Origin of the sequence: Flavobacterium panici (assembly GCF_903819335.1) — a bacterium.
GTDB classification, from domain to species: Bacteria; Bacteroidota; Bacteroidia; order Flavobacteriales; family Flavobacteriaceae; genus Flavobacterium; species Flavobacterium panici.
This window is the reverse complement of record NZ_CAIJDE010000063.1, coordinates 173448-187345: the sequence shown is the minus strand read 5'-3', so window position 1 is coordinate 187345 and position 13898 is coordinate 173448. Positions and strand designations below refer to the sequence as shown.

At 33.2% G+C, this 13898-nt stretch carries 10 protein-coding genes; 9 read left to right on the top strand and 1 reads right to left on the bottom strand.

Annotated elements, in window-relative coordinates; genetic code table 11:
- Positions 1–199 precede the first annotated feature (199 nt).
- Entirely contained in the window at positions 200–910 is a 711-nt protein-coding gene (locus tag FLAPXU55_RS22245) for a hypothetical protein (RefSeq protein WP_053474084.1), read from the top strand.
- 115 nt (positions 911–1025) lie between these two features.
- On the opposite strand, the gene FLAPXU55_RS22240 is transcribed toward FLAPXU55_RS22245, so the two are convergent.
- Complete coding sequence (locus tag FLAPXU55_RS22240; RefSeq protein WP_180861451.1) at positions 1026–1553, bottom strand: hypothetical protein; 528 nt, start codon at positions 1551–1553, stop codon at positions 1026–1028.
- A gap of 237 nt (positions 1554–1790) precedes the next feature.
- Between FLAPXU55_RS22240 and guaA the strand changes: the two genes are divergently transcribed.
- The 8 genes from guaA (at position 1791) to FLAPXU55_RS22200 (ending at position 13898) form a co-directional block, all read left to right on the top strand.
- The gene (gene guaA / locus FLAPXU55_RS22235) at positions 1791–3320 is read left to right on the top strand and encodes a glutamine-hydrolyzing GMP synthase (RefSeq protein ID WP_071636969.1); all 1530 of its coding nucleotides are present in this window, start codon (positions 1791–1793) and stop codon (positions 3318–3320) included.
- A 62-nt stretch (positions 3321–3382) separates the two neighbouring features.
- Positions 3383–5287 (top strand): LysM peptidoglycan-binding domain-containing protein, encoded by a 1905-nt coding sequence (locus FLAPXU55_RS22230; RefSeq protein WP_180861448.1) that lies wholly within the window; start codon positions 3383–3385, stop codon positions 5285–5287.
- A 94-nt stretch (positions 5288–5381) separates the two neighbouring features.
- Complete coding sequence (locus tag FLAPXU55_RS22225; protein WP_180861446.1) at positions 5382–7511, top strand: LysM peptidoglycan-binding domain-containing protein; 2130 nt, start codon at positions 5382–5384, stop codon at positions 7509–7511.
- Positions 7511–7912, top strand: coding sequence for an OsmC family protein (locus FLAPXU55_RS22220; protein ID WP_053474079.1), 402 nt, complete (start codon positions 7511–7513; stop codon positions 7910–7912). The genes FLAPXU55_RS22225 and FLAPXU55_RS22220 overlap by 1 nt, the downstream gene beginning before the upstream one ends.
- A gap of 393 nt (positions 7913–8305) precedes the next feature.
- A complete protein-coding gene (gene nagB / locus FLAPXU55_RS22215; RefSeq protein ID WP_317169662.1) occupies positions 8306–10264 on the top strand; it encodes a glucosamine-6-phosphate deaminase in 1959 nt (652 codons plus the stop codon).
- Between the two features lie 276 nt (positions 10265–10540).
- Positions 10541–10771 carry a DUF3820 family protein gene (locus FLAPXU55_RS22210; RefSeq protein WP_057118843.1) on the top strand — a complete coding sequence of 77 codons (231 nt, stop codon included), beginning with the start codon at positions 10541–10543 and terminating at the stop codon, positions 10769–10771.
- Positions 10772–10889: 118 nt separating this feature from the next.
- A complete protein-coding gene (locus tag FLAPXU55_RS22205; protein ID WP_180861442.1) occupies positions 10890–12467 on the top strand; it encodes a DUF6734 family protein in 1578 nt (525 codons plus the stop codon).
- Between the two features lie 78 nt (positions 12468–12545).
- Entirely contained in the window at positions 12546–13898 is a 1353-nt protein-coding gene (locus FLAPXU55_RS22200; RefSeq protein WP_180861440.1) for a glycoside hydrolase family protein, read from the top strand.

Below are 13898 nucleotides of genomic sequence, written 5' to 3'. Positions count from 1 at the left end.
GATCCGTTTGGAATTTGAAATTTTAATATTGAGAATTTATTTTAAAATTTTTGGCAGGTTTTTTGATTCCAAAAATTAGCCTAATATATTGTTATAATAGTCTTAAAGTTGTCGCACCAAACTTATTTATGCTATTTTTGCGATGCTAGACTTGAGTGCTAATAAAAAAATATAAAGCTAATTCGATAACCACTTTTCAATGAAGCATATCTTATTTTTTATACTGTTTTTTACTGCTGTAACTGTTTCAGCACAAACTGAATTTGGAACAAAATTCAAGCCTATTCCGGCACCTAAGTTTAGCACAAAGAAAAAAACACCAATTCCGCAAGTTAAAGATCCACAAGCAGAAACTGCCGATATACCAAGTATTAAAACACCAAATGTTTTTGATAATACGAGTATCACTCCAAAATCCCAGCTTCAGGTTGGCGCAGAGAAAAGTAAATTTACCATGTCAACAGAAAATGATTTTGCTAATCCAGGCGATCAATATGTGGCAAAAATGGAAAAAGATTTAAATAAAGCTTTAAAAGATGCGGGATTATTAGAAGGCCGCGGTACATTGGTAAAATCAAATATTTCCCTTGGAGATTTTAAAACCAAATCGGAATACTTTATTGTTAAATTCCGTGATTTTGGTGCAATCGACGGCGATTTGGTCAGAGTTTCATCAAATGATGTAGTGATTAAAGACCAGATACTTTTAGATTCTGGCTATAAAGATGTAAAAATAAACCTGACCCAAGGTTTTAATAAATTAGATTTTGAAGCCCTAAATATTGGTTCTTTGGGCGGAAATACAGCAGAAATCCGGGTTTACGATGACAAAGGCCAATTAGTTACAAATGATTATTGGAACAATCTTGCAGCAGGATTTAGAGCAACGATTATTGTTACGAAAGAGTGATTTTTTTAGATACTAAGATACTGAGGTTCTGATGCTAAGTTTTTCTCAGCATTTTAGAACCTTATTCTTTTAGTCGAATACTCTAAGAAAAAGCTTAGAATCTTAGTAACTCAGACTAAAACGGATCCGCAGTAACTCTAAATTTCATATCCGCTTTCACTGTTACATCTTTTGTAAGCGTTTCTTTAAGCGTAACTTGTGTTCTAATTTTATAGCTGTCTGCCTTAATATATTGATCCAGTCTTTTATCGGTACAAATTAAATCAATCGTATTGCTTGACGAATTGATATTATCCTGATACGCCAGTTCTATTTCTTCAGAATTTGATGTTGAAATATATAAGTGTATCGATTTTAAAAATGTAAAAGTTTTATCAGAAGGATCAGAAATAGAAAGTTTAAGCGATCTGATTTTTACATCTTTTACCAAACTAGCTTTTGTTTTATTGTTTTCAAATTCAGCCGAAGAATTGGTTGTAACATCTGGTGTAACTATTTCTGTTGGTAAATCAAGCGGCGATGTACTTTTAATTTTAATCGATGCTTCGTTTGAAATAGTAAAACTTAATAAATCATCTACAGCATTGCAAGAAGTTAAAAACAGAGACAATAAAAGGATAAGAGCAATTGATTTTGATTTCATAAATATGGGTTTTTATCGTAGATACGATATTTCTTAGGGGTTGGATTTCTCTTTTTTGAGGTTCAGAGTTGCAAAGGTTCAAAGGGACAGAGAAAAAGAATCCAGAATTAACTTAGAAAAACCTCTGAACCTTTGTATCTCTGAACCTTTGCACCTAAAAAATCGGAACAATAAAAAAAATATAATTTTTTCATTGTTCCGATTTTTCAATTTCGAATATAAAAAGTATTTTTGCGCATGCAACACAACGTACTTATTTTAGATTTCGGATCGCAATATACACAGCTTATTGCGCGTAGAGTTCGCGAATTAAATATATTCTGCGAAATTTTTCCTTACAATCACTTTCCTAGTGATTTATCAGCTTACAAAGCAGTAATTTTAGGCGGAAGTCCATTTTCTGTTCGCGCAGAAGATGCCCCGCATCCTGATTTATCTCAAATTAGAGGTAAACTTCCAATGCTTGCCGTTTGTTACGGAGCGCAATATTTAGCTCATTTTAGTGGAGGTGAAGTTGCAGCTTCTAATACTAGAGAATACGGCAGAGCGAATTTATCTTATATAAAAGATAATGAAGTTTTCTTTGAAGGAGTTTCAGAAAACAGTCAGGTTTGGATGAGCCACAGCGATAGTATCAAAGCGCTTCCAACAAATGCTGTAAAATTAGCAAGCACACACGACGTAGAATTTGCCGCTTATAAAATTGAAGGCGAAACAACGTACGGAATTCAATATCATCCAGAAGTTTTCCATTCTACAGACGGATCAAAAATGCTGGAGAACTTTTTAGTTAAAATTGCCGAAGTTCCTCAAAACTTTACACCAAACGCTTTCGTAGAAGAAATGGTGGGAGAATTAAAAGAGAAATTAGGAAACGATAAAGTAGTTTTAGGATTATCAGGCGGAGTAGATTCTACTGTAGCTGCGGTTTTATTAAACCAGGCAATTGGTAAAAACCTTTACTGTATTTTCGTAAACAACGGATTACTTCGTAAAAACGAATTCCAAAACGTATTAGATCAATACAAAGGAATGGGATTAAACGTAAAAGGTGTTGACGCCGGAGATCGTTTTCTTTCTGAACTTGCCGGAATCAGCGATCCTGAAACCAAACGTAAAACTATCGGACGTGTATTTATCGAAGTTTTTGACGATGAATCACATTTAATTGAAGATGTAAAATGGTTAGCGCAAGGAACAATTTACCCAGACGTAATTGAATCTGTTTCGGTAAAAGGACCATCTGCAACAATTAAATCACACCATAATGTTGGTGGATTGCCAGATTATATGAAATTAAAAATTGTAGAACCGCTTAGAATGCTTTTTAAAGATGAAGTTAGAAGAGTTGGAGCTACTTTAGGAATAGATCCTGAATTATTAGGAAGACACCCTTTCCCAGGTCCAGGATTGTCAATTAGAATTTTAGGAGATATTACTCCGGAGAAAGTACAAATTTTACAAGATGTTGATTCTGTTTTTATTGAAGGATTAAAATCTTGGGGATTATACGACAAGGTTTGGCAGGCTGGAGCAATTTTGCTTCCGGTAAACAGTGTTGGAGTTATGGGCGATGAGCGTACTTACGAAAAAGTAGTAGCGCTTAGAGCGGTAGAATCAACAGACGGTATGACTGCTGACTGGGTTCATTTGCCTTACGATTTCTTGATGAAAGTATCTAACGATATTATCAATAAGGTAAAAGGCGTGAATCGTGTAGTTTACGATATAAGTTCAAAACCACCTGCAACAATTGAGTGGGAATAGTATTGTTTTTAAAATTAAGGTCTTACATTTGTAAGGCCTTAATTTTTTATAACCTACTATTTATGAGAGAACTTTTAACGATTTCTCTTGTGTTTATTTTGTCTTTTAACAAAATAGCTGCGCAAGATTCAATTATTGAGCACAAAATTCAAAAAGGGGAAACTGCTTATTTCATTGCCCAAAAGTATAAGGTTTCTGTAGACGAGATTTACAAACTCAACCCCGAATCGCAAAACGGAATCAAAGACAATCAAGTTATTAAGATTCCCGTTCATTCTCCACAAAAAATAAATCAAGAGCAGCAAATTACTCATGTTGTTGCCGAAAAAGAAACACTGTACGGTTTATCTAAAAAATATAATGTTTCTGTAGAAGCTATTCAAAATGCAAATCCAATTCTTGCAAGCGGACTTCAGGTTGGACAGGAATTAATTATTCCGCCAAGTACTTCAAATCTTCCAAAAACAGAAATTACAGTTGCTGCAAAAACAACACATCTTGTTGTAGCAAAGGAATCCTTATTCAGCATTGCCAGACAGTATAATGTTTCGGTTCAGGATTTAGAAAATCTTAATAAAGAATTATTGCAAAACGGACTTCAGATTGGACAGACAATTGCCATTCCAAACAAACGAAAAACTTTAGACGGAAAAGTTCGCGTAATTAATCAGGAAACTGTTTTCCATGTGGTTGAACCAAAGGAAACTAAATTTTCGATTTCTAAAAAATACGGAATTACAATCGATCAGCTGGAATCTCAAAATCCGGAAATTATAAACGGGTTAATTGTTGGTAATAAGCTAGCTATCAATACAAAAGAAATTAAACCAGCAAACGAAAGTGAAGAATTAATGCTGGCTCTTGCCGAGAAACAAGTTGTAGTCGAAAAAACAAAAGCCAAAACGGTTGAAATTGATGATTTAAAAGACAGATTGGTTATTCAAAAAGAAATGAATCAGAAGATTATAAAAATTAACGATTTGAAAGTTAATTTGAATGATATGAACGGTTCAAAAGAAAATTCGGTTGAAAAACTGCGTTTGGTTTTAGAAGCCAATAAAAATGTTCAGGATATTTTAATGGCAAAATTAGATTCATTAGTAAACACGATGAATAATGATTTGGTCGAATTAAAACGGATGGATGTTTTAAATGTGGATGAATCAAAACGATTGGAAAAACAATCGTATGAAAGCATTGGGAAAACAAGCGAATTATCATCTCAATTAAAAAAAGAACTGGCAGAAAACCGAAAAGCATATGCCGGCTTAATGAATAAAGTAGAGAAAATCGCCGTTGAAGAAAATCAGGAATACAAGAAGAAAATCCGCGAAAGCGAAAAAAATAAAAATGTTACTTCGATTCAGCAAAGACTTTCCTTAGACGAAATCAAACGCTACAAAATCGAGCAGGAACAAGGCGATGCCAAAAACCAACAGTTAATTTCTAAAATTGATTCGCTGGATACCCAAAAGCAAATCGAAGTAAAACGTCACATCAGCAAAGCTTCTTACTATAGTATGGAAGCCAGAAAATTTGACGACAAACTGGCTTTGGTAAAACTGAAAAAATATCAGGATGAAGCGATTAAAAAATCCGGTTCTGCAGAAACTTCAAAAGCAGTTTCGCTCGAAGAAATGAAACGCGAACTAAAAGAAAATCCGTTTAAAAATGAAAAAAATATAAAGATTGAAGTTTATGATAATCTTAAAGAAGTTTCAAACGGCTATTACTTAGTTTTGGGTATATTTACAGACGCGCCGCAGCGAGATAAGCTAATTATGCAACTTATTGATTCGGGCGATTTTAACGCTAGTTTTTTCTTTAATATAAACAGCCTTTCTTATTATGTTTATTCAGATAAGTTCCAAAACATGGAAGAACTTCTGTATCAATGCAAGAAAAAAGAGGAAAATGAGTTATATAAGAACGTTATTATTGCTAAGTTAGAAATCGATCTTCGATAATTTTTTGGAAGAATCGACAAGTGGCGTGAATCTTGTATACGAGAAATTAGTATCTTGTTTTTGAATTAAAAATTAAATTGTTTTAGCCTTTATTATGAAATATTATTCAACATTATTTTTACTTGTTTTTTTTGTAACCTGTTCTGCTTTTTCGCAAGGAAAAGTGGTGAAATACACAGTTTCAAGTGGAGAAACGGTTAACCAAATTGCTCAAAAATTTAAGGTTACGCCTTTTGATATTTATGAATTAAATCCGGATGCGCGTAATGGCGTGAAACCAAATACGGTTTTGCTGATTCCGGCAGCATCAAATAAAAATACTGACAAAAAAGAAACAGCTGCGGTAAAATCTACCAGTAATGGAAAAGCGACTACGCACGAAGTACAGCCGAAAGAAACATTGTTTGGTCTTGAAAAAAAATATGGTATTAGTGATGAAGCTTTAAAAGCAGCAAATCCTTTTCTGGTTACTGACGGTTTACAGCCTGGGCAGACATTGACAATTCCTGGAAAAGGTTCTGCATCAAAAGCTGCAGCAACTTCAGACAAAAAACAAAAAGGAGCTGAAAAATATGTTTATCACGATGTTCAGCCAAAGGAAACTAAATTTGGAATTGCCAAACAATACGGAATTTCAATAGAAGAATTAGAAAAGAAAAACCCTGAAATTGTAACAAGTTTACCAGTTGGATATCGATTGACAATTAAAGGAACTGCTCCAAAAACAGAAGTTACAGCGCCTGTTACTACAGCTGTAAAACCTGAAGAAACGAAGAAACCTGCAGAATCTAAAAAAGCAGTTTCTTATATGGAATATCAGGTAAAACCAAAAGAAACATTTTATAGTTTAGGAAGAGTTTTTCATTTGACCCAAGAAGAATTAACTGCTTTAAATCCATCACTTTCTGAAGGTGTAAAAGAAGGAATGGTTTTAAAAGTTCCAACAGGATATGTAGCTCCGGCTCCTATTGTAGCACAAGCACAGCCAGCTGAAAAACCTGTACAAACTTCTGTAGAAAAACCAGTTGAAAAAGCGATCGAAAAACCAGCTGAAAAACCAGTTGAAAGCACTGGAGGCGGAATTAAAATTGTAGATAAAGTAAAATCTGAAACGGTTTCTGCAGATCCGGAAATTGTAGAACTAACTAAAAAAAGAGGTCAAAACGAACGTAAGAAAGTAGTTTTATTACTTCCGTTTAACCTGGCTAAATTACAAAGCGATACAACCGGAACAGCTGCCCGTTTAAAAACAGATAAATTTTTAAACATGACGCTGGATTTTTATTCGGGAGCAATGATGGCGATAGATTCTGCCAGAACATTGAAATTACCAATTGATGTTGCTATTTATGATTCGCAGGAAACAAAAACAACATCGAATATTTCGAGTTTAATTGCACAAAATAAATTGCAGGAAGCAGATGCAGTTGTTGGGCCGTTTTACCAAAACAATGCTGAGTCTACAGCAAATTCACTTCGTTTATATAATGTGCCTGTTATTTCGCCATTATCAAAAGATGTGGCAAATCCTATTGATAATTTGTACCAGACAATCCCTTCAAATGATGTGGTTCGAAGTGCAATTTTCGATTATATGAGGGCTAGAAACGGAAACATTGTAGCTGTTGTAGATAAGAAGAAAGAATCAGTTATTAGTTATATCAAACAAAATCAAAAAGGAGTTGTTTTTGCGGCTTTAACAGAAGCTGGCGGTTTAGATGCTGCGAATTTAAAGAGCTTATTACTGCCAACCCGAATGAACTATGTTGTAATGGAAACGGGGAATACAGCGATGATTAAAACGGTAATCAAAGCGTTGACCGATGCTCAAAAAACATGTCAGGTGCAATTGGTAATTTTAGAACCAAACAGCACACTTGATACCGACGAAATTAGTTTTGACAATTTGGTAAAATTGAAATTAATGTATCCGTCTGTAACTCGTGACAGCGACGATCAGGCAGTTTCGATCTTTAAAAAAGATTATAAATTGAAAAATAAAGTTTATCCTAATACCTATGCAACCAGAGGTTTTGATGTAACTTTTGACACTATGATGCGTTTGGTTCAGGGAAAAACGTATCAGGAAACGGCAGATTTAATGACGACACAGCAAGTGGATAATAAATTTCAATTTTATAAAAAAGAAGATGGCGGACACGCAAATAAAGGTGTCTACATATTATATTACGATTCAGACTTAACTTTAAAAGAAGCAAATTAATGACATCAAAAGTAACCTACTTAGGCGATTTAAGAACAAGTTCAATACATATACAATCTGGAAGTGAAATCATTTCTGATGCACCGCTTGATAATAACGGAAAAGGAGAAGCTTTTTCTCCAACAGATACAGTTGCAAATGCTTTAGCAAGCTGCATGTTTACCATTATGGGAATTAAAGCCCGTGATTTAAACGTAGATTTAGCTGGTTCAACTGCCGAAGTAACTAAAATTATGAATGCAGAACCAAGAAGAATTGGTGCAATCGAAGTTGTTTTTGAACTAAAAAGCAACGCCGATGAAAAGAGTAAAATCATCTTAGAACGTGCTGCAATGACTTGTCCGGTGTTTTTAAGCCTAAGTTCCGAAATTGAAAAAAATGTAACCTTTAATTGGAAATAATTTTTTTTACGATATATTCTAAAAGCCGTCAATATTGACGGCTTTTTTTATGCAATTCTCATAATTAAAAAAATTAACAAAATATTCATATCAAATATTGGTTCTTAAATATAATATGAAGTATCTTTGCCTTGCAAAAAATACGCATATTTATGCAAAAATAATGCAATATCAAAAGTGAAAACGAGAATCACTTTTTTAATATTATTTGGAATCTCTAAGTGAGATAAAAATGATATTCCAAATTCTGCCCTAATTCAATAATTTAAATTTTGTTGTATTCCATTTATAAAGGTTTTATCTTTATATGGTATTGATTGCTATTGTTTTAGCAATGTTTTGGCTTGCGTTTTTGCGATGTAAAAATAAAATTTTCAGGCTTAAAGCCGATTCATAAATCCGAAGAATAAAAAAAACTATATCATGTTAAAAAGTAAAATAGACAAAGCAACCGGTTTTGAAAAACGCTTCGAAAACATCAACACCGTTGTTTTTGAAAATTCAGGCGAAGCTTCAAAAGCCGTTGCACAGGAAATTGCAGCTTTAATTCAATCGAAACAAAAAGAAAATAAACCTTGTATTTTAGGTTTAGCAACAGGTTCTTCTCCAAAAGGATTGTATGCAGAATTAGTGAGACTTCATAAAGAAGAAGGATTAAGTTTTAAAAACGTAATTAGTTTCAATCTGGATGAGTATTATCCAATGGAACCCAACTCAATCAACAGCTACGTTCGTTTCATGAAAGAACTTTTGTTTGACCACGTTGATATTTTACCTGAAAACGCCCACGTTCCAGACGGACTTTTAACAAAAGAACAAATCGCAGATTACTGCCACGAATACGAAGCAAAAATTGAAACTTTGGGCGGAATCGATCTTCAGATACTTGGAATTGGTGGAAACGGGCATATTGGTTTTAACGAATCAGGTTCGCTTCAAAACTCTAAAACAAGATTAGTTGCATTGGATCATATCACAAGAGTTGCCGCAAGCAAAGATTTCTTCGGATTAAACAATACACCAAGAACTGCCATTACACTTGGAGTTAAAAAAATTATGGAAGCCAAAAGAGTTATTTTACTGGCTTGGGGAGAAGGAAAAGCCAATATTGTAAAAAGATCTGTTGAGGATGAAGTTACAAACAGAGTTCCGGCTTCATTCCTGCAAGAACATGATGATGCTGTTTTTATTTTAGATAAAGAAGCATCTTCAAAACTAACAAGAATCAATAAACCTTGGCTGGTAGAAAAAATCGTTTGGACAGATAAATTAACTCGTAAAGCAGTTTTAGGATTGGCACTTGATCTTAAAAAACCAATTTTAATGCTTACCGACGCTGATTATATTGAAAACGGAATGAGCGATTTATTGGCAGATTCTGGCCCTGCTTATGACATCAACATTAAAATATTCAATAAACTTCAAAACACCATTACAGGCTGGCCTGGAGGAAAACCAAATGCGGAAGACACCAATCGACCTGAAAGAGCAGAACCTGCTAAAAAACGTGTATTGATTTTCAGCCCGCATCCTGATGATGATATTATTAGTATGGGAGGTACTTTCATGCGTCTGCAGGAACAGGGACATGAAGTTCACGTGGCTTATCAGACTTCAGGAAATATCGCTGTTGCGGATGATGAAGCATTGCGTTTTGCAAGATTCGTTATTGACTACAATGAAAAATTCAACATCAAAAGCGAAGAAGCAGATAACATTTATAAAAAAGCACAAACGTTTTTAGAAAATAAAAAGAACAGTGAAATTGATATTCCAGAGGTAAGATACATTAAAGGATTAATCAGAAAAGGAGAGGCGAGAGCAACAAGTCATTTTGTTGGTTTGACTGATGATCAGATTCACTTTATGGAACTTCCATTTTATGAAACCGGAACTATTGAAAAGAAACCAATTGGACAAGAAGATATTCAATTGACAATGGATTTGATCGAAAAAATCAAACCACACCAAATATATGCTGCAGGAGATTTAGCAGATCCGCACGGAACGCATAAAGTTTGTCTGGATGCGATTTTTGAAGCTGTAAAAGCTTTAAAACCAAAACCGTTTATGAACGACTGCTGGTTGTGGTTGTACAGAGGAGCATGGCAGGAATGGGGAATCGACGAGGTTGAAATGGCTGTTCCAATGAGCCCGGATCAGGTTTTAGCAAAACGCCACGGAATCTTTAAACATCAATCTCAAAAAGACGGAGTTGTTTTTCAGGGAACAGACGCCAGAGAATTTTGGCAGAGAGCGGAAGACAGAAATGCTGAAACAGCTGCTTTATACCAACAATTAGGTTTATCAACTTACGCAGCAATGGAAGCTTTTGTGAGATGGCATTATTAAGATGCTAAGGTTCTGAGGGACTGGGGTGCTAAGTTTTTTTGCCACAGATTAAAAAGATTAAAATGATTTTTTTTGCCACGAATTACACGAATTATCACGAATTTAATTTGTGGAAATTTGTGTAATTCGTGGCAAAAACAGAATAATAAATCTGTGAAAATCTTTTTAATCTGTGGCAAAAAGAAAAGGAAAATAATAATAGCTTTGCATTCAATGGAAGCAAGAAGAGAGAATAATTCTATATTCTTTCCTCTTGCTTCTTTTTCTTTTAAAAAAATGGAACAAGACAAAAAACTTCTAATAAAATTAGCACATACCAAAATGCCTTTCGGGAAATACGAAGGACGCTTTTTAATCGATTTACCTGAATATTACGTAGTTTGGTATCACAATAAAGGTTTTCCAAAAGGAGAATTAGGACAGCAGTTGCAGCTTATTTATGAGCTGAAATTAAATGGTTTGGAAGAATTGATTCGGAATATCAAAAAGCAATATCCAAAGCCTTAATTTAAGTATTTATTTTTTTTGTTTTTCAAATAAACCTTATTCTGTTGTTTTTTAGACGTATCGTGGATTCTTTTTAAAAAACATGTTATTACATTGCGATAAGCATAAGTAATAAATCATGAGGATAATTCAAAGCGCATGGACATGTAATAAATCAAGCTTATTAACCTCAAATTCGGGCTGGCTTTCTCCTGAATATAACTTAATGTCCTGGTCGTTGAGTTGTTTACAATTAAAACAATATTATCCAGAATTAATTCTCTATAGCGATAGTGTTTCTGCAAAGATGTTGGTTGATACTTTGCAGCTTCCTTATACTGATGTTGAATGTAATCTTGATTTTTTAAACATTTATCATCCTCAGCTTTGGGCTTTACCTAAAATAATGGCTTATTCACAACAAGAAAAACCTTTTCTGCATGTGGATGGAGATGTATTTATTTGGAAAAAGTTCGAAGATACTTTACTATCGGGAAACTTAATTGCCCAAAATATGGAAGCAGCTACGGATTATTATGAAAAAATAATGATCTCTTTAGAATCTGCATTAAACTTCTTCCCAGATGAAATTCGAGAGGAGAGAAAATCTAAAAACCCAATTTTAGCTTATAATGCAGGAATATTTGGAGGTAATGATATTTCATTCTTTAAAGAATATGCATCGAAATCTTTTGATTTTGTAGGAAAAAATATATTGAATCTTTCTAAAATAAATGTTTCAAATTTCAATATTTTTTTTGAACAATATCTTTTTTACTGTTTGGCAAAGAAACAAAATAAAAAAGTAAATGTTCTTTTGCCGGAAACAATTGGAGACAATCAATATAAAGGTTTTGGTGATTTTGGAAGAGTTCCTTATGAAAAGCATTATTTACATTTATTGGGGAGTTATAAGCGAAATGATTTTGTTTGTAAACAAATGGCTAATCGACTTCGACAAGATTATCCTGAGTACTATTATAGAATAATTGATTTATTTAAAAAGAACAAATTGCCGCTTTTTAAGAACTATTATAATTTAGATGATTTAGATGAAGTGTGTTTGGTTAAAAGATACAATTGTCTAATAAATAAGAGTCTAAAAGTTGAAAGAGAGTCTATAACCTCATTAAATTTCGATTTCAAACGAGATCTCAAAAAAGAATTAGGAAATTTTAATTTAAACAAAAGCCAATTTATAGATTTTGAAATATTTAATTCAAAAATAAATACGATACTTAGAAAAGATTTTCTTTTACTTTCTAAGGATTATTTATACGCACGTGATTGTAAAGCTAGCTTTTATTTTCAAGATTTATTTCAAGACACTATTGGAATTTATAATAAAAAAGTAATAAGAGATAATGATTATCAGAAAATTGAAAGCAAGTATAATTGGAGTTCTTTTATTGAAAAACAAAAAGTAAAAAAAGAAGGAGAAATTATTAAACTTGAAGAATCGGCTGCGTTTATTACAACTTTAATAGTTCCAGAGTGTGACCAAAATAGATTTTCACTTTTGTATGTTGATTTATTAGATATACTCATTTTGGATATTCTAAAAATATCGAAAACGATTAGAGAACTACTAGATGAACTAAAACAAAATTTTGAGGCTAATGAATTACACAAGAATTATTCTGAATTTGAAGAGTTGATTTTTGGTAGAATAAAACTGGGTCTTCATGCTAAAACAATAAAATTAAATTATGATTGATAATTTTTTTTAACAATATAAATAATATTAATTAAATATTATTTAAATGTAATTTACTACTATAAAACTTTTAAACTTATGAAAACTACTAAAAAAATTAAATTTTCTGATATCGCAGGAATGTTGGAAAGAGATGGAATGAGAGAAATTATTGGAGGTTCTGGCGGAGGAGGCACAGCAGGTTCTGGTCTTGGTGGGGGAGCTGGTCCAGCTCTTAGTACAAATCCATTCAACACAAGTTTTACTGGAAGTAATTACGGTGGGTTTGGAGGAGCAAATGCTGTAGGCGGCGGTGTTTATGGTAGTGGTTCCATAACAGGTGCTGGAGAAAGTAGTTATCCGGGATCACCTTTTTATACTGGTAATACTTTAGGAATAAATAATTTAAATTCATCGACATCTAGTTTTAGTTCTAATTCTAGCTATAACTATAATTACAATAATGGTGGATGGATATTAAATTCTGATGGAAGTAGAACAACAAACGATCCTACTGCCATTAGTCGTTATTTAGGTTTTTTAAATGCTAACAATGGAAATGTTACAAATAATCAAATGTATGATTTTCTCAATAGAGAAGTTAGTGCTGGTGGAAGAGAAATAAATAATAACAACCTGCCAGGCATAGTTTTAAATGAAGTTCCTGTAGTTAATAATTACAAAGGACCAAGTACAATTCCACAAGGAGTAGTTTATGATAATGGGATACTTCATATTAACAGTACTAGTAGCGGGCAGGGAGGAGCTATAAATGGTACAAAAGCGGTGTTAACAACTTTTACAAAAACAGAAGTTCTGGACTCTCTTACTAAAATTAAATTTTCTGAGATGGCTCATAAATCTATTGTTGATTATGACCCAATAAAAAAAGAACATAATTACGGTAATATGTTTCAACCAACTATGAAATTGAATGCGGAGGGCTTGTATGAAATAGCTTTATATGAGAATTTATCTTTGAACGTTTATGATTTAGATAGTAATAAAGCCAAACATACTACTATTGGGTTTGGACATAAATTGCACGATGGAGCTATAAAATCGACTGATCCAAAATCAATAACTTTTGATCAAGCTGTTACTTTTTTGGCACAAGATGTTATATCAGCGGAAAATGCTTTAAATCAGAAAATGGAAAATATGGATTTAACAGGGCAATTTAACAGAAGCCAGTATTTTGCTCTAGTTGATATGACTTATAATGGTGGTCCTGGGAGTAATGAAAACAGAACTTTAACACATCAAGTTCTTGAAGCAATGAAATCGGGAGGTGTTGCAGCTGCAAATAAAATTATGGAAAACTCTTATCTTAATAAAGTTGATGGAGGGCTCCAAGATAGAAGGTATTTTGAAGCTCAAGCATTTATTTATGGAAGAACTGTAACACCAGAACAAGCAAAAGAAGAATTGAAAAAGTTAGGTCTAAAATAG

Excerpts from the sequence above, each read along its gene's own strand:
- FLAPXU55_RS22225 (WP_180861446.1), top strand. The coding sequence starts at position 5,382 with ATGAAATATTATTCAACATTATTTTTACTTGTTTTTTTTGTAACCTGT.
- FLAPXU55_RS22245 (WP_053474084.1), top strand. The coding sequence starts at position 200 with ATGAAGCATATCTTATTTTTTATACTGTTTTTTACTGCTGTAACTGTT.
- FLAPXU55_RS22200 (WP_180861440.1), top strand. The coding sequence starts at position 12,546 with ATGAAAACTACTAAAAAAATTAAATTTTCTGATATCGCAGGAATGTTG.
- FLAPXU55_RS22210 (WP_057118843.1), top strand. The coding sequence starts at position 10,541 with ATGGAACAAGACAAAAAACTTCTAATAAAATTAGCACATACCAAAATG.
- FLAPXU55_RS22220 (WP_053474079.1), top strand. The coding sequence starts at position 7,511 with ATGACATCAAAAGTAACCTACTTAGGCGATTTAAGAACAAGTTCAATA.
- FLAPXU55_RS22230 (WP_180861448.1), top strand. The coding sequence starts at position 3,383 with ATGAGAGAACTTTTAACGATTTCTCTTGTGTTTATTTTGTCTTTTAAC.
- FLAPXU55_RS22240 (WP_180861451.1), bottom strand. The coding sequence starts at position 1,553 with ATGAAATCAAAATCAATTGCTCTTATCCTTTTATTGTCTCTGTTTTTA.
- guaA (WP_071636969.1), top strand. The coding sequence starts at position 1,791 with ATGCAACACAACGTACTTATTTTAGATTTCGGATCGCAATATACACAG.
- FLAPXU55_RS22205 (WP_180861442.1), top strand. The coding sequence starts at position 10,890 with ATGAGGATAATTCAAAGCGCATGGACATGTAATAAATCAAGCTTATTA.